The organism is Nocardia sp. NPDC004604 (assembly GCF_040609795.1).
In the GTDB taxonomy this organism is placed as follows: Bacteria; Actinomycetota; Actinomycetes; order Mycobacteriales; family Mycobacteriaceae; genus Nocardia.
Genome location: NZ_JBEXLC010000075.1, coordinates 1 through 19388, shown reverse-complemented (window position 1 = coordinate 19388; position 19388 = coordinate 1). Strand labels below are relative to the sequence as shown.

The 19388-nt window shown below is 66.4% G+C and carries 15 protein-coding genes and 1 pseudogene; 7 read left to right on the top strand and 9 right to left on the bottom strand.

Annotated features, from left to right (window positions below; all coding sequences use genetic code 11):
- Positions 1–96 precede the first annotated feature (96 nt).
- Complete coding sequence (gene zapE / locus ABZW16_RS25525) at positions 97–1071, bottom strand: cell division protein ZapE (RefSeq protein ID WP_354958545.1); 975 nt, start codon at positions 1069–1071, stop codon at positions 97–99.
- A gap of 64 nt (positions 1072–1135) precedes the next feature.
- On the opposite strand from zapE, the gene ABZW16_RS25520 reads away from it, so the two are divergent.
- Positions 1136–1714, top strand: a complete 579-nt coding sequence (locus ABZW16_RS25520) for a TetR family transcriptional regulator (RefSeq protein ID WP_354958543.1) — start codon at positions 1136–1138, stop codon at positions 1712–1714.
- Here the strand turns inward: ABZW16_RS25520 and ABZW16_RS25515 are convergent.
- The 7 genes from ABZW16_RS25515 to ABZW16_RS25485 form a co-directional block, all read right to left on the bottom strand.
- A complete protein-coding gene (locus ABZW16_RS25515; protein ID WP_354958542.1) occupies positions 1711–2154 on the bottom strand; it encodes an NUDIX domain-containing protein in 444 nt (147 codons plus the stop codon). The two genes, ABZW16_RS25520 and ABZW16_RS25515, sit on opposite strands and share 4 nt — an antisense overlap.
- A gap of 77 nt (positions 2155–2231) precedes the next feature.
- Entirely contained in the window at positions 2232–3419 is a 1188-nt protein-coding gene (locus tag ABZW16_RS25510) for a lipid-transfer protein (RefSeq protein ID WP_354958541.1), read from the bottom strand.
- Positions 3419–3829, bottom strand: coding sequence for a MaoC family dehydratase (locus ABZW16_RS25505; protein ID WP_354958539.1), 411 nt, complete (start codon positions 3827–3829; stop codon positions 3419–3421). The genes ABZW16_RS25510 and ABZW16_RS25505 overlap by 1 nt, the downstream gene beginning before the upstream one ends.
- Positions 3826–4764 carry an OB-fold domain-containing protein gene (locus ABZW16_RS25500; RefSeq protein WP_354958538.1) on the bottom strand — a complete coding sequence of 313 codons (939 nt, stop codon included), beginning with the start codon at positions 4762–4764 and terminating at the stop codon, positions 3826–3828. The genes ABZW16_RS25505 and ABZW16_RS25500 overlap by 4 nt, the downstream gene beginning before the upstream one ends.
- A 34-nt stretch (positions 4765–4798) precedes the next feature.
- On the bottom strand, positions 4799–5959 hold the full coding sequence (locus ABZW16_RS25495; protein ID WP_354958537.1) for an acyl-CoA dehydrogenase family protein: 1161 nt from the start codon (positions 5957–5959) through the stop codon (positions 4799–4801).
- On the bottom strand, positions 5944–7008 hold the full coding sequence (locus ABZW16_RS25490) for an acyl-CoA dehydrogenase family protein (protein WP_354958536.1): 1065 nt from the start codon (positions 7006–7008) through the stop codon (positions 5944–5946). Before ABZW16_RS25490 ends, ABZW16_RS25495 begins: the two co-directional genes overlap by 16 nt.
- A gap of 73 nt (positions 7009–7081) precedes the next feature.
- Positions 7082–9253, bottom strand: coding sequence for an acyl-CoA dehydrogenase (locus tag ABZW16_RS25485; protein WP_354958535.1), 2172 nt, complete (start codon positions 9251–9253; stop codon positions 7082–7084).
- Positions 9254–9372: 119 nt separating this feature from the next.
- On the opposite strand from ABZW16_RS25485, the gene kstR reads away from it, so the two are divergent.
- The 5 genes and pseudogenes from kstR (at position 9373) to ABZW16_RS25460 (ending at position 16542) form a co-directional block, all read left to right on the top strand.
- Positions 9373–10035 carry a cholesterol catabolism transcriptional regulator KstR gene (gene kstR, locus ABZW16_RS25480; RefSeq protein WP_354958534.1) on the top strand — a complete coding sequence of 221 codons (663 nt, stop codon included), beginning with the start codon at positions 9373–9375 and terminating at the stop codon, positions 10033–10035.
- Positions 10036–10283: 248 nt separating this feature from the next.
- On the top strand, positions 10284–12854 hold the full coding sequence (gene otsB / locus ABZW16_RS25475; protein ID WP_354958533.1) for a trehalose-phosphatase: 2571 nt from the start codon (positions 10284–10286) through the stop codon (positions 12852–12854).
- Between the two features lie 190 nt (positions 12855–13044).
- Complete coding sequence (locus ABZW16_RS25470; protein ID WP_354958532.1) at positions 13045–13920, top strand: zinc ABC transporter substrate-binding protein; 876 nt, start codon at positions 13045–13047, stop codon at positions 13918–13920.
- Between the two features lie 211 nt (positions 13921–14131).
- Positions 14132–14962 (top strand): annotated as a pseudogene (locus ABZW16_RS25465) (ATP-binding cassette domain-containing protein); the annotation flags it as partial.
- 710 nt (positions 14963–15672) lie between these two features.
- A complete protein-coding gene (locus tag ABZW16_RS25460) occupies positions 15673–16542 on the top strand; it encodes a metal ABC transporter permease (protein WP_354958531.1) in 870 nt (289 codons plus the stop codon).
- A gap of 788 nt (positions 16543–17330) precedes the next feature.
- On the opposite strand, the gene ABZW16_RS25455 is transcribed toward ABZW16_RS25460, so the two are convergent.
- Positions 17331–17852 (bottom strand): hypothetical protein, encoded by a 522-nt coding sequence (locus ABZW16_RS25455; RefSeq protein WP_354958530.1) that lies wholly within the window; start codon positions 17850–17852, stop codon positions 17331–17333.
- Between the two features lie 246 nt (positions 17853–18098).
- On the opposite strand from ABZW16_RS25455, the gene ABZW16_RS25450 reads away from it, so the two are divergent.
- Positions 18099–19268: an acyl-CoA dehydrogenase family protein gene (locus ABZW16_RS25450; RefSeq protein WP_354958529.1), complete on the top strand. Its 1170-nt coding sequence runs from the start codon at positions 18099–18101 to the stop codon at positions 19266–19268.
- Positions 19269–19388: the final 120 nt, after the last annotated feature.

The following is a 19388-nucleotide window of genomic DNA, read 5'->3' as shown; positions in this document are numbered from 1 at the left end:
ATAGTTACATGCCGAGTGGTCGGCTCGAGATGGAATCGAATACTTCCGATCGCCTCCTCGTAATCGACGATAGCGCCACTTCGATCGTGTACGGTGCTAGCCGATCGCGACGGATTCGGGCTGATGGAGTTCGCCGAGACGGCTTTCGGTCCGCGTGATATCGGGGACGCCGGGGACGTCGGCCACCAGGTCCGATAGCGGCGCCCGGGCCGCGAGGGTGAGTTCGCGATCCGCGTCGTAGAGCACGTCGATCAGGTTGACGAAGCGCATCGCCCAGTCCGGTGGGACCTCGCGCAGGGGTGGCACGTCGCGCAGGGTCCACCGTTGAAAGCGGCGCGCCAACTCGACATAGTCCGCGGCGGCCGTTGCGGTGCCGCACAGGGCGGTGAAGTCGATGACAAGCGCAGCATCCTCGACGGCGCGGGCGCGGATCATGCGGGTGCCGACCGGAATATCGACGCCGGAGGCCGCCTCCCGGACAACAGGAACTGCCGGGCTATCCGCGTCGCATACGAGGTAGCGCCCGCCCGCGAAGGCGGTATCCGCACCTCCGCGCCTGCGGTAGTCGAGTGGACCATCGACGGAGACGACGTCCAGGTGCCCGACGATGCGCGCGATGGTCGGCAGGAAGCGATCGTGGAACAGCGGATTGGGCAGCAGCTGCTCCGGCGGATAGTTCGAGGTCACCACCAGCACGATGCGGCGGGCGAAGAGCGCGTCGAGCATGCGGGCGATGAGCATCGCGTCGCCGATATCGTGCACATGGAATTCGTCGAAGCAGACCAGCTCGGCATTGCCGAGCAGGGTGTCGATGGCCTTGTCGATGGAACCCGACTCATGTGCCGCGGTGTGCAATTCGGCGAAGAAGCTGTGGAAGTGGAAGCGGCGCTTGCGATTCGATGACACGCTCACGAAGAAATCGTCCATCAGCATGGTTTTGCCGCGGCCTGGTCGGCCGTGCAGGTAGGCGCCGCGATGCCGCTTCAGCGGATGGCCGCGCCGGTCGAGCAGTTCCAGCAGTCGCGCCCGCGCTCGGAGCTGATCGGCATCCAATGTGATGTTGTTCTGCACGGCATCCTCCTGATCCTCTACAGTTGTAGAGGATCGATACAGAAGGACGCCACAGAAGGTGATGATGTCCACAACCGACCGGCACACACTGATCGTCGATGCCGGCATCGACCTCATTGCCACCCAGGGCATTCGAGCGCTCACCCACCGCGCCCTCGATACCGCGCTCGAATTACCCGCCGGATCGACCTCCTATTACTTCCGCACCAAGCGGGCACTCATCGAGGCGATTGCGGACCGGATCACCACCCGCTCCCGCGACGATTTCACCGCCGCCGAGCTCGAATCATCCGAATCCGCCAACGCGACCGACGTCGCCCGTGCCATCGCGATGTGGCTCGATCGACTGCTCGTCGAACGACGCAATCACCTGATCGTCCGGCACGCGCTCATCATCGACCTACACGCCGATCCCGAACTGCACGATCGACTCGCGCACAGTCTGTTCTCGACCGTTCGAGCCCGAGACCTGTTCCGCGCCTTGCACTTCCCCGATCCCAGCGGTGCCGCCGCCGACTTCATCGCAGTCATCGAGGGCGCCATCTTCGATCGCTTCGCCGGCGCTCGCGCCCACCTCCCCGCAGGCACCGCCGACAGCGTTGATCAACTCACCGGGCTGCTGGCCCGTCACCTCGACGGCTAGCGTCGCGACCAGCCGCGCTCACTGTAGGTAACCCCGCTGAGGTAGCCACGCAGCCCCGCGGCGGGATACCCGATGATCGAGTCATCGGGCAGCGCGTCCAACGGAAACCATTGCAGCCCATAGCTTTTATCCGGTTCCCGGTTGATCGGCTCGCCGCGCCAGCGCAGCGCCTCGAAGAACACCCCGAGCCGCGCCTCGCGGCCGGAGCCGACCACATGAGCGGTATGCACATGCCGCAGATCCGCCGGGTCGATAACGACCCCGACCTCCTCATATGCCTCCCGCACCGCACCGGCGGTGGCCGACTCCCCTGCTTCCAGCTTTCCGGCGGGCAGATGCCACAGCCCATCGAACTCGTCGGCACTGCGCCGCCTGCTGAGCAGCACCTCCCGGCCACGAACGAGCAGAATATGCACGTCGACAAGGTGTCGATCGGTCATGAGACTCCTCCCGGTGACGCTGCAACCTACCGATCCACCGGTATACCCGAATGAACCCGGTCGGCGCCCGATCGGACTCAGTTGGCGCTGAGCACCAACCCCGAGGTCGGCACGCCGGTACCGGCGGTGACCAGGATGTTCTCCAGGCCCGCAACGGGATTCACCGAAGTACCGCGAATCTGGCGAACGGCCTCGGCAATCCCGTTCATCCCGTGGATATACGCCTCGCCGAGCTGTCCGCCATGGGTGTTCAATGGCAGCCGCCCGCCGATTTCGATGGCACCGTCGGCAATGAAATCCTTTGCCTCACCACGTCCGCAGAAGCCGAGCTCCTCCAATTGCATGAGCACGAACGGGGTGAAGTGGTCGTAGAGGATGGCGGCCTGCATATCCTCTGGGCGCAAACCGCTCTGGGCCCAGAGCTGGTCGCCGACCAGACCCATTTCCGGCAGGCCGGTGAGGGCGTCGCGGTAGTAGCTCGTCATCACGTACTGGTCGGCACCGGAACCCTGTGCGGCGGCAGTGATCACGGCCGGGCGCTGCGGGAGATCGCGGGCGCGCTCGACGCTGGTGACCACGATCGCAACGCCGCCGTCGGACTCCTGACAGCAGTCGAGCAGATGCAGCGGTTCGGCGATCCAGCGGGAATTCTGGTGCTCCTCGAGGGTGATCGGCTTGCCGTAGAAGAAGGCGGCCGGATTCACCGCGGCGTGTTTGCGATCGGCGACGGCGACCCGGCCGAAGTCCGCGCTGGTCGCACCGTAGACGTGCATATAGCGCCTGGCGACCATCGCCACCTGGGCCGCCGGAGTTCCGAGGCCCTGTGGATAGGACCAGCCCGCATCGATACCCGAGGAGGTCGGCGCGGTGGCCAGCGCGGTGGAGAACTGGCCGAAGCGCGATACCGACCGCTCATTGAAGGCACGGTAGGCGACGACCACATCGGCGACACCGGTGGCGACCGCCATGGCGGCCTGCTGGATGGTGGCACAGGCCGCGCCGCCGCCGTAGCCGATGTGGCTGAAGAACTTCAGCTGTGGGATGCCAACGGCACGCGCGACCGCCGCCTGGGTGTTGGTATCCATGGTGAAGGTGGTCAGGCCGTCGACATCGGCGGGTGTCAGACCCGCGTCGGCCAGCGCCGCGGTGACCGCCTCGGCGGCCAAGCGCAATTCGCTGCGGCCGGAGTCCTTGGAGAAGTCGGTGGCGCCGATACCGACGATGGCGGCGCGGCCGGAGATCCCGGTGGTGTTGTCAGCGGTCATCATGGCCTCCGCAGGGCGATAACGGCTTTCGCCGTGATGTGGTCACCGAGGCTGTCGCGTCCGACGACATCGATGTGGATGTCATCGCCCTCGATGGCGGCGACGGTGCCCGAGAGCGTCAGGGTGTCACCGGCATACAGCGGCACCCCCAAGCGCAGCGCGACCGATTTGACGATGGCGCGCGGTCCGGCCCAGTCGGTCACGAAGCGCTGCACCAGCCCGGTATCGGTGAGGATATTGACGAAGATGTCCTTGGAACCGCGGGCGACGGCCTTGTCCCTGTCGTGGTGCACATCTTGAAAGTCCCTGGTGGCCAATGCCGTACTGATCACGAAGGTGGGATCGGCGTGAATCACCAGCTCGGGCAGTGCGGTCCCGACTTGCACGGCGGCGGGTTCGACGTAGGTCATGCGATCACCCGCCAGACCGGCAGCACGGCCTCGTCGTCGAGCTTTTCGAACTCCACCTGCACCGGCAGGCCGATCTTCACATCTGCCGGGTCGATGCCCCGCAGTTCACCGAGCATGCGCACGCCCTCCTCCAATTCGACAAGCGCGACGACGAACGGCAGTTGCCGCCCTGGCACTTTCGGCGCGTGATGCACGACGTAGCTGAAGACTTCACCGCGCCCCGAGGCGACGACGTAGTCGGTCTGCTCGGATTTGTCCTGCCACAGCGCCGGGATCGGCGGATGCCGCAGCGTGCCGTCCGGCAGCCGCTGGATCCGCAGCTCACCGGCTTTCGTACCCTCCCAGAAGAATTCGGTATCCCAGGAGACCAGCGGCTTGACCCGGTCGCCCGCGGGCGCCTGCGCGGCGGTACCGGTCCCCGGCGCGAATTTCAGCAGCCGCCACAGCATTTCGGCGACCACCTCGTCGCCGACCCGCCAACTGATCTCGAAGGTGACGAACCACCCTTCGCCGAGCGCGGTCCGCTTCGGGCCGCGGATATCGCACAGCCTGCTGGTAACCGATACTTGCTCACCGACATTCAGGTATCGGTGGTAGGTCTGCTGGCAGTCGGTGGCGACCACCGAGGTGAAGCCCGCGCTGTCCAGCAGCTCGATGACCTGGTTCGTGGGATCGTCCGCGGCACGGGAACCGTTGAGCCCGAGCATGGTCCAGACCTGGATCATGGCGGGCGGCGCCACGGTGCCGGGAAATCCGGCGGCGCGGGCGGCCGCTTCGTCGACGTAGATCGGGTTATTGTCCCCGAGCGCCTCGACCCAGTTGTTGATCATCGGCTGGTTCACCCGGTCACGCCCGAGGCGTGGCGCGCAATCCCCCGCCGCGATGATCTTCTCTGCGGCGGCGGTAATCGCTTCCGGAGTCAGAGTTTCCGGCACGCGCGGCTCCTTGCTGTAGTCCATCTCGCGGGATTCATCGTGGTACCCGAGGCAGTTTCAGACCGGACGAGGCGACCAGTTCACGCATCACCTCATTGACGCCGCCGCCGAAGGTCACCACCAGGTTCTGCTTGGTCCTGCGGTCCAGCCAGGTCAGCAATTCGGCGGTGGCCGGATCGGCCGGGTCCCCGTAGTGCCCGACGATCTCCTCGGCGAGCCGACCCGCCTCCTGCAGCGATTCGGTCGAGTACACCTTGGTGGCCGAGGCATCGGCGATCACGGAGGCCTGATCGCCGTCGACGGTCGCCGCCACCTGCCAATTCAGCAATTCGTTCAGCCGGACCATGGCGTGGATGCGCCCGAGTGAACGGCGTACGTCATTTTGGGCCAGCACGCCGCGCGGCTGCGCCCACTCGCGCACGCGGTCGTAGAGCTGTTCGATCTTGCCGGACGGCCCCAGGCTCACCCGCTCGTGGTTGAGCTGGGTGGTGATCAGCCGCCAGCCGCGGTTCTCCTCGCCGACGAGCATATCGGCGGGAACCCGCACATTGTCGAAGTAGGTCGCGTTGGTGTGGTGCGCCCCATCGCAGGTAATGATCGGCGTCCACGAGTAGCCGGGATCGGTGGTGTCCACGATCAGGATCGTGATGCCGCGGTGCCGCGATTCGACCGACCCGGTGCGGCAGGCCAGCCAGATGTAGTCGGCCTCGTGGGCGCCGGTCGTGAAGATCTTCTGCCCGTTGACGATCCAGTCGCCGGATTCGTCACGCACCGCACTCGTGCGCAGCGAGGCCAGATCGGTACCGGCCTCCGGTTCGGAGTAGCCGATCGCGAAATGGATATCGCCGGAAAGGATTCCGGGCAGGAACTTCGCCTTCTGCGCATCGGTGCCGAAGCTCTGCAGCGTCGGTCCGACCGTCAGCAGGGTGACCAGCGGTAGCGGCACATCCGCGCGCACCGCCTCATTGAAGAAGATCTGCTGTTCCATCGGGCCGAAGCCCTGGCCGCCGTATTCCTTCGGCCAGCCGACGCCGAGCCAGCCATCCGCGCCCATCCGGCGCACCACCGCCCGGTAGGCGTCACCGTGGCGGTTGACCGCCATCTCGGCCTCCTCCTCGGGAGTCACGAGATCGGCAAAATAGGAACGCAGTTCGTCGCGTAGCCGGCGCTGCTCCGCGGTCAGATCGATGAACATCTGGCCCCCAATCGGTCGAGGCGCAGGGATTCGCCGCCGAGCCAGCGGGCGAGGTCCTTGGCCTGTGAGTAGTAGCGATGCATCGGATGGGTCACGTCGACCCCGAGACCACCGTGCAGGTGATGGCATTTCTGCATGGCGGCGGGCAATTCCGAGGCCACGGTGTAGGCGAGCACATCGAGGTCGTCATCGATGCGCTCCTGGTGCGCTGGCGTCGAATCGCCCTGTGCCAGTGCCCAGTTCGCCGATACGGCGACGGTATGCAGAGTTCGCGAGACGACATAGACATCGGCGATCTGCTGGGCGACGGCCTGGAATTCGGCGAGCGGCCGGTTGAACTGGTGGCGGGTCCGCAGATGTTCGGCGGTGAGTACGAGCGCACCTTTGAGCAGTCCGTCCGCGGTCGCGCCGATCGAAGCGACGGCCGAGCGGTGCAGTTCGGCGATGCCGCCCGGCAGCAGTTGCTCGGCCGGAATCTCGACCTGGTCGAGTCGCACACTGCATTCGGGGATGCCACCGGATACCGGCGTCGGCGTCAGGTTCAATCCGGCCGCATCCGAATCCACCAGTGCGATACCGGAATTCGTCGGGATCAGCAGCCAGCGCGCCTGCTCCGCATACGGCACCGCCACCTTGTGGCCGGTAATGCGCACGGTTTCGCCATTGGAGACGGCCGTGGTCTCGGGTTTGACGACGAAGGGATTCGCGGGCTCGCTCAGGGCCGCGGTGAGCACCGCACCCTTGGCGACCTCCGGATAGACCCGCTCGGCGATGCTGTCCGGCAGGACCGGCAGCAGCGGCAGCAGCCCGAAGCCGAGGGTCGGCAGGGCGGGCACCGCCACCGCATCGGTGGCCAGTTCGGTCAGCAGCACCGAGACCTCCGGCAGCCCCATGCCGTCACCGCCGAACCGCTCCGGCAGCGCCAGCGAGAGCAGGCCGGTCTCGATCAGACTCGGCCAGAGCTCCATATCGCGTGCCGGTTCACGCTCCAGCAAACTCACTACAACTTCGGCCACGGCGTCCTGGCCCTCGTCCCGGGTGAAGTCCACGCTTACTCCAATTAGGTTCAGTATCGCTCCGCGCTTCGACGTGGGGCGATCTTCTGGCAATCGACCTCGTCGACTAGCCGTCCCCGTCGCGGGGCAGTCCGAGAATTCGCTCACCGGCAACGGTCAGCAAAATCTGCTCGGTACCACCCGCAATCGACAGACAGCGCGTGAGCAGGAACTCTTTGAGCACCTCGGAGTCCTGCGCACCGATGGCCCCCGCCGTCTCCACCGCAAATTCAGCAACCGCCTGGCGATGCCGGACGCCGACGAGCTTGCGCACACTGCTCTGCGCTCCCGGATCACCGCCCGCCAGCATCCGCACCGCGGCGCGCTGTTCCAGCAGCAGTCCAGCGATGGCATCGGCGACGAAACCGCCGAGCCGATCGTTCACAAGCTCGGCGCCCGGCCCGGTGGCGGGCAGTTTGGCGATGAGTTCCTCGAGCACCGGCCCGATCCCATTGCCACCCATGGCGACGCGTTCGGTCGACAGGGTGGAGCGGGCGATCTTCCAGCCGTTGTTCAGCGCGCCGACCACACAGTCGTCCGGCACGAAGACGTCATCGAGGAAGACCTCGCTGAACCGCGCCTCACCGGTGATCTGCACCAGCGGGCGCACCTCGAGCCCCGCGCTGCGCATATCGACCAGGAAATAGCTGATACCGCGATGCTTGGGTGCGTCGGGATCGGTGCGAGCCAGGCAGATCGCCCAGTTCGCCCGGTCGCCCAGCGACGTCCACACCTTCTGCCCGCGCAACACCCAGCCGCCGTCGACCTTCTTGGCGGTGGTCCGCAGCGCCGCCAGATCCGAACCGGCCTCCGGCTCGCTGAACAGCTGACACCAGATCACCTCACCGCGCAGCGTCGGCAAGGCAAACTGATCGATCTGCTGCTGAGTGCCATGCTGCAGTAGCGTCGGAATCGCCCAGCCGCCGATCGCCAGATCCGGTGACTCCACGCCCGCGCGGCGCAGTTCCTCCGAAATCACCAGGCCTGTCATGGGATTCGCGCCACGGCCGTACGGTGCCGGCCAGTGTGGCATGACGAGTCCGGCCTCGACCAGCGCATTGCGCTGCTGGTCGACGGGCAGCGCTGCGATCGCGGCGACCTCGGCGGCCAGTTCGGGCACGCCGCCGTCAGGTCCTGCGAGCGCCCCGGGGGCCGTCGCCTGCGTGGTGGAGGCGAAGATCCGGTCCGCACCGGTGGTCCGGCGCTGACCGCCGCGGGTCAGCTCGGTGACCCTGGCCCGCCACCGCGCCGAGCCGCCGAGCAGCTGCCGCAATGCGGTGGCCCGGCGCAGGTAGAAGTGCGCGTCGTGCTCCCAGGTGAAGCCGATGCCGCCGAGCACCTGAATGCAGTCCTTGGCGGTCTCCACCGCGGCGTCCAGGGAAATCGCGGCGGCGATCGCGGCCGCGATCGGCAGTTCCGCACCGCCCTCGTCGACCGCGGCCGCGGCATCTGCCGCGACGGAGCGGATCAGCTCGGTGCGGCACAGCATCCATGCGCAAATGTGTTTGAGCGCTTGGAAAGACCCGATCTTGCGCCCGAATTGCTCACGCACCTTGGCATATTCGACCGCGGTCTCCAGGCACCAACCCGCCACACCGGCGAGTTCTGCCGAAACCAGCACCGCAAGTAGATCTTCCACGGCGTGCGGCGACTCGAACACCCGCTCCGCCGGCACCCGAACCTCGGCACAGTGCGCACGCGCCAGTGGCGTACTCGAGTCAGCCGGTGCGAGCGACTCGATGCGCAGACCATCGGCATCGGGTCCGATCACACACCAGCGCAACCCTTCCGGCGTGCGCACCGGCAACAGCACCGAGGTACCCGGCGCGGCACCGAGCACCGAATCCCAGACACCCGTGAGCAATAGGTCACCGGATGCGGCCGTTACACTCGCGACGGGTCCGACGACGAAGTCGAGCGCGACACCGCACGGCATATCCTCGGCGAGGGCGCCAGCGGTGACCAGATTCGCCAATGCAGTGGCCAGCACCGGCCCGCCGACCAGGTCGTGCGCCGCCTGCTCGACCAATACCGCGAGGTCGGCGACCGATCCGCCGTGGCCGCCGTCCGCTTCGGCAACCGCGACCCGGAATATCCCGAAGTCGGCCAGTCCGGGCCAGTAGGCGCGCCAGAAGTCCGCCGGGTCGTCCCGCATTGTTGCAATTGGACGCACCGATCCAGCCCATCCGCGCATCGACTCCTGACCGGCTTTATGCTCGTCAGTGGTGGCGATGGTCACAGTCCGTACCGCCTTTCCGGCGTGACTCCCACACCTAGAACATGTTCTAATATCCTAGCTGGGCGGAAGTCAAGAGACGACCGAGGCCCGTTGCCGGAATTCGAAAGGACTCTCAATCCATGGCCAGTCCCTCCCGATCGCAGCCAGCCGATTCGAATGCGGCAGGGCGAGCGTCGGCCAACGCGACGGTCACGACGCTCAGCGAAGACGAGCTGAGCTCGGCCGCGCAGCGGGAGCGGCGTAAGCGAATTCTGGACGCGACCCTCGCACTGGCCTCCAAGGGCGGTTACGACGCCGTACAGATGCGCGCGGTGGCCGAACGCGCCGATGTCGCCGTCGGGACGCTCTACCGATATTTCCCGTCCAAGGTGCATTTGCTGGTCTCCGCGCTGTCGCGGGAATTCGAGCAGATCGAGGGCAAACGTAAGCCGCTTGCCGGACAGACGCCGAATGAGCGCATGCACCTGTTGCTGACCCAGATCACCCGGATGATGCAGCGCGATCCATTGCTCACCGAGGCGATGACCCGCGCATTCATGTTCGCCGACGCGTCGGCGGCCGCTGAGGTCGATCGGGTCGGCAAGGTGATGGATCGCGTCTTCGCCCGCGCCATGAACGACGGTGAACCCACCGAACGTCAGCTGGCGATCGCGCGCGTCATCAGTGACGTCTGGCTGTCCAATCTGGTGGCCTGGCTGACCAGGCGCGCATCGGCGACCGACGTCACCGAACGCCTCGAGCTGACCGTCGATCTGCTGCTCGGCGAAAATGGCGCCAAGTAGCAATCACCCGGCTCGACTACCAGCGCATACCAGGCAAATTCGGTTTCGGAGGCCGGTGCGCGCGTCGTAATTTCGGTCACATCCACAGCTCACCGCGCCGTACGCATGGCGGCGCGCCGGGGAGGTGGGCGACCATTGCGTTAACGCAATACTGCGCACGCATGACGGCGCGCTTCGGTGCGGCAAATTCAACACAGTATTGTCACGCGTGCCCCTGAAAAAACTCCTCCGATCACTAGGTTGGATGCGTGAGCGCACAGGATCTGCCACTGGAACTTCGCCGTGCACTGTCGACGGTCGCGCGCGTGCCACGGCTTTTGGTCGCATCGGACTACGACGGGACTATCGCACCCATCGTGTCCGATCCGGCGAAGGCCTTTCCACACCGAGAATCGGTGAGCGCGCTACGAGCGCTCGCCGGCCTAACCGGAACAACCGCCGCCGTTATCTCCGGCCGCGCACTGCGGGATCTCGCCGCATTGTCGCGTCTGCCGGTCGAGGTACAACTGATCGGTAGTCATGGCTCGGAATTCGATGTGGGTTTCGTACACGCCATCGACAACGACGCCAAACAACTGCTGGTTGAAGTGCAGACGAGTCTGTCACAGATCGCCGCGGAGAATCCCGGTGCCAGCGTCGAGATCAAACCGGCAAGTGTCGCACTGCATGTGCGCAATGCGAGTCCGGAAATCGGGTTGCGCGCGCTGAAAGCGGTGCGGCTGGGCCCGTCCTGCTGGGTCGGCGTACAGGTGACCGAGGGGAAATCCGTTATCGAACTCGCGGTGATCCAGACGGATAAGGGCGTCGCGCTCGATACCGTCCGGCACCAGGAGGGCGCATCGGCCGCGGTGTTCTTCGGTGATGACGTCACCGATGAAAAGGCCTTCCGCATGCTTTCCGGCCCCGATGTCGGCATCAAGGTCGGCGATGGCGAGAGCCTGGCCAAATACCGGGTGGACAGCACCGAGGCCGTCTCCTGGGCACTGGCCTTCCTGCTGGAGGAACGGCGCACCTGGCTGGCCGGTGCCAGCGCGCCGCGGATCGAGCGGCTGAGCATGCTGGCCAGTCCGCGCTCGGTGGCACTGCTGACCCCCGACGCGACCGTCACCTGGTTCTGCCATCCGGAACCGGATTCGGCCGCGGTCTTCGCCCATCTGCTCGGCGGACCGCAGGCCGGCCACTTCACCATCGAACCGGAACGGCCCGGCCTGCCGCTGTCCCAGCGCTATATCGACGGCACCATGACCGTCGAAACCCGTTGGGCCAGTTTGCAAGTGGTCGACTATCTGCCGCACGACGTGGCACCGAACCGCACCGACCTGACCCGGGTGATCACCGGCGATGCCAAGGCCGTCGTAACCTTCGCGCCCCGACCGGAATTCGGCCAGGTGCCGGTGAGCATCGAATGCGAGCCGACCGGCCTGCGCGTGCTCGGCACCAACGATCCGATGGTGCTGCGCTCCCCCGGCGTGCACTGGGAGATCCAGTCCGACGGTATGTACAGTTCGGCCCGCGCCGTCGTCGATCCGTCACGCGGCCCGATCGTGTTGGAAATGCGCTGCGGTACACAGGATCTCGCGCCCGCCATGAGCAGCGAGGCGGAGCGGCGCAAGGATGCCGAGGACTACTGGTCGAAATGGGCGGCGAAACTGCAGCTGCCGCCGCTGAAGCCGGATCTGATGAAGCGCTCGGCACTCACCCTGCGCGGACTCGTGCACGCGCCGTCGGGTTCCATCCTGGCCGCGGCCACCACCTCGCTGCCGGAGGATATCGGCGGCGTGCGCAACTGGGATTACCGCTATTGCTGGCTGCGCGATGCCTCGCTGACCGCGCAGGCACTGGTTTCGCTCGGCTCACTGACCGAGGCCGAGGAATTCCTCGGCTGGGTGCACCGGGTGCTGGAGACGCTGCCCGGTCCGGAACGTTTGCACCCGCTGTACACCCTCTACGGCGAGACGCTGCCCCCCGAGGCATCGATCGATCAGCTGCCCGGTTATGCGGGTTCGCGCCCGGTCCGCGTCGGCAACGCCGCGAATATGCAGGTGCAGCTGGATGTCTTCGGCCCGATCGTCGATCTCATCGCATCGCTGGCGCACGGCCGCGAGGCGAAGGGCCTGACCGATCCGGCCAAGGCGCTGCCGGATGCCGACTGGGAACTGGTGCACGCCATGGTCTCCGCGGTGCAGCGGCGCTGGCAGGAACCCGACCACGGCATCTGGGAGATCCGCGGCAACCCGCGGCACCACGTGTACTCGAAGGTGATGGGCTGGCTGACCGTGGACCGGGCGATCACGCTGGCGCAGCGCTTCGAGCGTCAGATCGACCCGGCCTGGATCACGCTGCGCGAGATCATCGCCGATGAGGTGAGGACCAAGGGCTGGAACGACGAGGTCCAGTCCTACACCGCCGCCTACGACGGCACCGATCTGGATGCGGCCACCCTGCACATCGGCCTCAGCGGCCTGATCGAACCGTCGGATCCGCGCTTCGCGGCGACCGTGGTGGCCACCGAGGCGGAGCTGCGCAGCGGCTCGACCGTGTACCGGTACCACCACGACGACGGCCTGCCCGGCGGCGAGGGCGGGTTCCACCTGTGCGCGGCCTGGCTCGTCGAGGCGTATCTGCTGATCGGCAAGCGCTCGGATGCCGAGGCACTGTTCGCGCAGCTGATCGATGTCGCCGGACCGACCGGTCTGCTCAGCGAGGAGTACGACCCGGTCGCCGAGCGCTCGCTCGGCAACCATCCACAGGCCTACAGCCATCTCGGCCTGCTGCGTTGTGCACAGCTACTGGGCAAGCCGGTGGAAGCGCTGGTCTGACGCGACCGCCGCATAGTTCCGGGCCCGCGCACCATCGGTTCGCGGGCCCGGCCCGTATCCGCCGCCGCAGTGATCCGGCGAACACCGGCTCGTGCTGGACGGGGGCTCCTGCTACAGTTCAAATGGTAACGATTTCCATTATGATCTAGAGCACTCTCAGATCTGCCGCATTGCCAGGAGTACCCCGCGCGTGAGCACACGAATTGCCCTCGGATTCGCCGGTATCGCCGTGGGGGTGGCCACCGCGCTGACACTCACCGCATGCGGAAGCTCGAAGGATTCGGATAAGCCGAATATCGTCGCCGCCACCAGCGTCTGGGGCAATATCGCCGCGACCATCGCGGGTCCGGACGCCTCGGTGACCTCACTGATCACCGATCCCGCCGCCGATCCGCATTCGCATGAGACCTCGGCCGTGGAGTCGGCCAAGATCAGCGACGCCGACCTGGTCGTCTTCAATGGCGGCGGCTACGACGAATTCGTCGAGAAGGCGATCCGGGGCAAGCGCACCGTCGACGCGTTCGACTCCCGCACCGATAAGAACGATGAGAACGAGCATGTCTTCTACGACCTGCGCACGGTGAGCACGGTCGCCGATCGGATCGCGAGCGCCCTCGGCGAAATCGACTCCGCGCATGCCGCCGCCTACACCGACCGCGCCGCCGCGTTCAAGACCCAACTGAGCGCGATCAGCGCGATCTCCAGCAAGATCGCCAGCGAGCACCCGAAGACCCCGGTGCTGCAGACCGAACCGCTGGCGCACTACCTGCTGGTCGCCGCCGGAACCGAGGATCTGACCCCGCACGAGTTCCAGGAGGCGATCGAGCAGGAGACCGATCCGGCCCCCGCCGCGGTCGCCGCCACGCGGGATCTACTGACCGGCAAGAAGGTTCGCGCGCTGGTCTACAACATCCAGACCGAGGACAAGATCACCAAGGATCTACGCGCGCTCGCGCAATCGAACGGTCTACCTATCGTCGAGGTGACCGAAACCCTCCCTGCCGGTATGGATTACATTCAGTGGCAGACCAAGAACGCCCAGGCACTGGCCGCGGCGCTGGCCTGACCGCATCATGACAGCATCGCGCAGCGATTCTATGAGGAGCGGTGGCCAGGTGGCGGATGGGCCAGCATCGCGCAGCGATTCCATGAGGAGCGGTGGCCAGGTGGCGGATGGGCCAGCATCGCACAATGATTCGATGAGGAGCGGTGGCCGGGTGAGAAGTGGGCGAGCAGCACACAATGATTCGATGAGAAGCCCGGTGACCGGTGCGTCCATGGAAGCCGCGCCGACCACCGAGCAGCGGCCGTCGGATACCCGCCCCGTCGTCCACCTCGACGCCGCCAGCCTGGCATTCGGCGAACGCACGCTCTGGCAGGGACTGGATCTCGAGGTGGCGCCCGGTGAATTCATCGCGATTCTCGGGCCGAACGGATCCGGCAAGACCTCGCTGCTGAAGGTGCTGCTCGGACAGCTCGCACTCAGCTCCGGCAGCGCCGATATCGCGGGCGGACCCGCACGCGCGGGCAACCCCGATATCGGCTATGTGCCACAACAGAAGACGATCGACGCCGGTGTCCAGCTGCGCGGGGTCGACCTGGTCGGGCTCGGTGTCGACGGGCACAACTGGGGCCTCGGACTGCGCCGCCGTGCCGAGCGCAAGCGCAAGGTCCGCGCCGCCATTGCTGATGTCGGCGCGGAGAAATTCGCCTATGCGCCACTGGAATCCATGTCCGGCGGCGAACAGCAGCGACTGCGCGTGGCACAGGCACTCGTCGGCGATCCCAAGGTGCTGCTCTGCGATGAACCGCTGCTCAGCCTCGACCTGGCGAATCAACGACTGGTATCCGAGCTGATCGATCGGCGCAGGCGAACCCACAACACCGCAGTGCTTTTCGTGACACACGAAATCAATCCGATTCTGCCGCTGGTGGATCGAGTGCTGTACCTGGTCGACGGAAAGTTCCGTATCGGCACCCCCGATGAGGTGATGACCTCGGCAGTCCTCTCGGAGCTGTACCGGACAGAGGTCGACGTGCTGCGAGTACGCGGCCGGCTGGTTGTAGTCGGCACCGGCGACACGATGGACGCCTTCGGCGCCGCCGGAGCCCAACATTGCCACGGCGCAACCCTTTCCGATCCCGAACGGGTTGCTGTTACCCAGCCAGTCGCCGACACGCACTCTGTTGCCGACGCACAGCCGGTTCCCAACACCCATCCAGTTGCCGACGTACAGCCGGTTCCCAACACCCATCCAGTTGCCGACGCACAGCCGGATCCCAACACCCATCCAGTTGCCGACGCACAGCCGGATCCCAACACCCATCCAGTTGCCGACGCACAGCCGGTTGCCAATGGGGGGCCAGTTGCCAACACGTACCCGGTTGCCGATGGACAGCCGAGTCCCAACACACAGCCGAGTGCCGACGGACAACCAGTCGCCAACACGCACCCAGTTGTCGACGCTCACCCACTTGTCAGCGCGCAGCCAGATGCCGACACACGGTGGCTTTCCAATGAGCGATCAGTCGCCGACGCGCCGCCGGTTGCCGACGGACAGCCAATTGCCAACACGCACCCCGTTGCCGGCACGCAGCTGGTTCCCGATGGACGGCCAGTTGCCGACGCGCAGCCGATTGCCGACGGGGGGCCAGATGCCGACGCACAGTCGGTTCCCGATACGCGCCCAGTCGTCGACGCACAGCCGCTGACCAATGGTCAGCCGGTTGCGCACCCGCCGCTGGTCGCCGTTGAACAGCCGACGGCGGATGGGCGGCCGGTCTCCAATACACCGCCGAAGACGAGTGGGGTTCGTTCGTGATCGACAAGCTGTCGGACGTCATTTCGAAGGTGTTCGACTTCTCCACTACCGCGAATCTGCTCTCCTACTCCTTCGTGCAGCAGGCGGTGCTCGCGGCCGCGCTGCTCGGACTGCTGGCCGGGGTGATCGGTCCATTGATCATCAGCAGGCAGATGTCGTTCGCGGTGCACGGCACCAGCGAGCTGTCGCTGACCGGCGCGGCGGCCGCATTGCTCGCCGGAATCGGGGTCGGGCTGGGCGCGATCGTCGGCTCGGTGGTGGCGGCGGTGCTGTTCGGTCTGCTCGGAAGCAAAGCCAGAGAACGTGATTCGGTGATCGCGGTGGTGCTGTCGTTCGGACTCGGACTCTCGGTGCTGTTCCTGTGGCTCGGCCCCGAGCGCGCCGGTTCGAAATTCTCGCTGCTCACCGGTCAGGTGGTTAGCGTCGGCTACAGCGGACTCGCCCTGCTGGTGACCTGCACCGTACTGGTGCTCGCCGTGCTCGCGGTGGTCTACCGGCCGCTGCTTTTCGCGAGCTCGGATCCCGAAGTGGCAGTCGCACGCGGGGTTCCGGTGCGGGCGCTTTCGGTGGTGTTCGCGGTCATGCTCGGCATCACCGCGGCCTTCGGCGTGCAGATCGTCGGGGCTTTGCTGGTCCTCGCGCTGCTCATCACCCCCGCCGCCGCTGCGGCACAGCTGACCGCGAATCCGGTGCGGACCACCGTGCTCGCGGTCGTCTTCGCCGAAACCGCCGCAGTAGGCGGCATCCTGCTATCCCTGGCCCCCGGCGTCCCCGTCTCCACTTTCGTCACCACCATCTCCTTCCTGATCTACCTGATCTGCCGAATCCTCGGCCCCCGCCGCCGCCAGGCCGCCCGCACCCACTGACCTCCCGCTCACCGACCCGGTGCCCGCGTCCGGAGCCACCGGGGAAGCCACGCACGACACCCCAGTCCATGCGCGGACCGCACCCCGGCCGTCGACGCCAGGCCGCCGCTCCCGCTGCCCCGCTCCCCAGTCCCGAAGCCGTTGCTGTACGCGAATTGCCCGCTGTGCACAGAGTCTCCGGGGGAACCCACGTACAGCAGGCCCATACACGCGCAGACCACTCCCAGATCGGGTCACCGACCAGGCAGCCCCACCCCTGACCTCCCGCTCACCGGACCCGAGCAGTGCCGCACACGCAGCTACACGCCGCGTGCAGAGCCACCGGGAAAGCCACGCGCGACACGCCAGATCGGATCACCGACCAGGCAGCCCCACCCCTGACCTCCCGCTCACCGGACCCGAGCAGTGCCACGCACGCAGCTACACGCCGCGTGCAGAGCCACCGGGAAAGCCACGCGCGACACGCCAGTTCGCGGCCGCTCCCAGATCAGCCCACCACCACCAGGCCGTCTGCACCCACTTGCAGCCCCGAAGCCGGTTCCGCGCACAGAGCACCGGGGAAAAGCCACGCACGGCACACCGGTACGTGTGTGGGACGCCGCAATCGGCCCATCGCCGCCAGGCTGCCCGCGCTCGCTGTATCGAAGCCGGTGCAGCGCACACCGCTACGCGCCACGCATGGAATTCATGCGCGGCACGCCGAATCGGGTGCGGATACTCGGCGGACTGATGGCAGCGCAGAAGCCAGGTGCTCGCGCGGCGGCGGGCACCTGGCCGGTGGGTGGGGATCAGGCGACGAGCAGGGCGATCAAGACGAGGATCGAACCGCCGAACACGATGACGTGGCGCAGGTTCTGCAGGTAGGGCATTACCCAACGGGGAAAGGCGTTCTCGGCGGCATCCAGGAAGCGCTCGACGTCGATGCGGGCCAGTTCCGGGTCGGCCTTGCGGGCGAAGGCTGCTCGGATGCTCTTGGCTGCGGTCAGGTTGCTGTACAGGATCACGCCATTGCCGAGCAGCACCAGCACCTGGAAGATCCAGGACAGCATCCGACCCCAATCGTTGCCCGCAACGTTCAACACGGCCAGGGTGGTCATCACCAGTGCGATACCGACGGGTGCCCAGGTCTCGTGGCCGCCCGCGTCGAACCGCATACCGTTCTCCTCGAGGACGGCGGGCCGCACACCCTGACGGGTCAGCTCGGCATCGGCGGCGGCCTTGGCGGCGGCTCCGTACCGGTGCCGCACCAGCGGAATGCTGACGAAGGCGAGGGCGATCAGCAGCTGGGCGACGGCAGCGACGGTCATCATGGCGATTTCTCCTCAGCGGGTTGTTCATCCGAGGGCCGGTGCGGCTCCCCGTGCTCGATGACCAAACGATCGCCTGCGGCGCTGACAGCGCGCTGACACCTCCGCCACCCCCGCTGACACCGTTATCAGCGCAGGTCAGCAAGGCCCTTCCGGCGACAAGTTGGAGTTTGATGGCAGCCGCCGTCAGTCAGTAGCCCCCGATTTCGTATGCTCGACCCACGCGCCCCGTCGAACGAATGGTGACCAATGATCGACTTCACGATTCCCGCCGAACTCGCCGCCGAACGCGACCGGGTCCGCCGGTTCGTCATCGACAAAATCGTCCCCTTCGAGCGCGACCCCCGCGTCACCTCACACGGCCCCACCGATGAACTGCGCCAGGAACTCGTCGAGCTGGCGCGCGCGGAGAAGCTGCTGACCGTGCAGGCTCCGGAAGCACTCGGCGGGCGGGGTCTCACCCATATCGAGCAGGCCGTGATCTACGAGGCCGCGGGCTGGTCCACCCTCGGCCCGGTCGCAATGAACTGCGCCGCACCGGATGAGGGCAATATGTTCCTGCTCTCCAAGATCGCCGATCCCGAGCAGGTCGAGCGCCACCTCGCACCCGCGGTCGCCGGTCACCGGCGCACCGTCTTCGCCATGACCGAACCCGACGGCGCGGGTTCGGATCCGAATCAGCTCGCCACCGAGGCCGTCTTCGACGGCGAGAATTTCACCATCAACGGCCGCAAATGGCTCATCACCGGCGCCGACGGCGCCAAGAGCTGGATCATCATGGCCCGGGTCGCGCCGAACCCGCATCTGCCCGAGGGCCCGACACTGTTCCTGACCGAGGGCGATCAACCCGGCATCATTATCGAACGCACCATGAACACCATGGATCGCAACTACGTCGGCGGCCACGGCGTCGTGCGCTTCGAGAATCTGGTACTGCCCAAGTCGGCGCTGCTCGGTGAGACCGGCCAAGCGCTGCGCTATGCCCAACTGCGGCTCGCCCCGGCCCGGCTCACCCACTGCATGCGCTGGCTCGGCGCGGCCGAACGCGCGCAGTCCATCGCGGTCGAATACGCCAAGACCCGGACCGCCTTCGGCAAGCCGATCGGCGACCACGAGGGCGTATCGTTCATGCTCGCCGATAACGCGATCGCGCTGCACCAGTGCCGCCTCACCATCTGGCATGCCTGCTGGCTGATGGACCAGGGCGAGAAGGCCAGGCATGAGAGCTCGATCGCGAAGGCGTTCGTCTCCGAAGAACTGTTCAAGGTCACCGACCGCTGTGTTCAGGTGCTCGGCGGCATCGGCATCAGCGATGAAACGGTGGTCGAAATGATCTTCCGCGATATGCGCGCCTTCCGCCTCTACGATGGCCCGACCGAGGTCCACAAGTACGCGATCGGCCGCCATGTGCTGCGTTGAATTTGCAGCGCCTGCGGCGCTGCGTCAGCGACCAGATCAGCGCAATCATGACCAACGCCACCGGGATTCCGGCGGCGATCAGCAATGCGCCCCGTGCCCGGCCGAGCGTGATCAACTCGA

What these genes read in the sequence shown, in the direction of transcription:
- ABZW16_RS25520 (WP_354958543.1), top strand. Translation starts at nt 1,136, where the DNA reads ATGTCCACAACCGACCGGCACACACTGATCGTCGATGCCGGCATCGAC.
- ABZW16_RS25495 (WP_354958537.1), bottom strand. Translation starts at nt 5,959, where the DNA reads ATGTTCATCGATCTGACCGCGGAGCAGCGCCGGCTACGCGACGAACTG.
- kstR (WP_354958534.1), top strand. Translation starts at nt 9,373, where the DNA reads ATGGCCAGTCCCTCCCGATCGCAGCCAGCCGATTCGAATGCGGCAGGG.
- ABZW16_RS25505 (WP_354958539.1), bottom strand. Translation starts at nt 3,829, where the DNA reads ATGACCTACGTCGAACCCGCCGCCGTGCAAGTCGGGACCGCACTGCCC.
- ABZW16_RS25515 (WP_354958542.1), bottom strand. Translation starts at nt 2,154, where the DNA reads ATGACCGATCGACACCTTGTCGACGTGCATATTCTGCTCGTTCGTGGC.
- ABZW16_RS25455 (WP_354958530.1), bottom strand. Translation starts at nt 17,852, where the DNA reads ATGATGACCGTCGCTGCCGTCGCCCAGCTGCTGATCGCCCTCGCCTTC.
- ABZW16_RS25450 (WP_354958529.1), top strand. Translation starts at nt 18,099, where the DNA reads ATGATCGACTTCACGATTCCCGCCGAACTCGCCGCCGAACGCGACCGG.
- ABZW16_RS25510 (WP_354958541.1), bottom strand. Translation starts at nt 3,419, where the DNA reads ATGACCGCTGACAACACCACCGGGATCTCCGGCCGCGCCGCCATCGTC.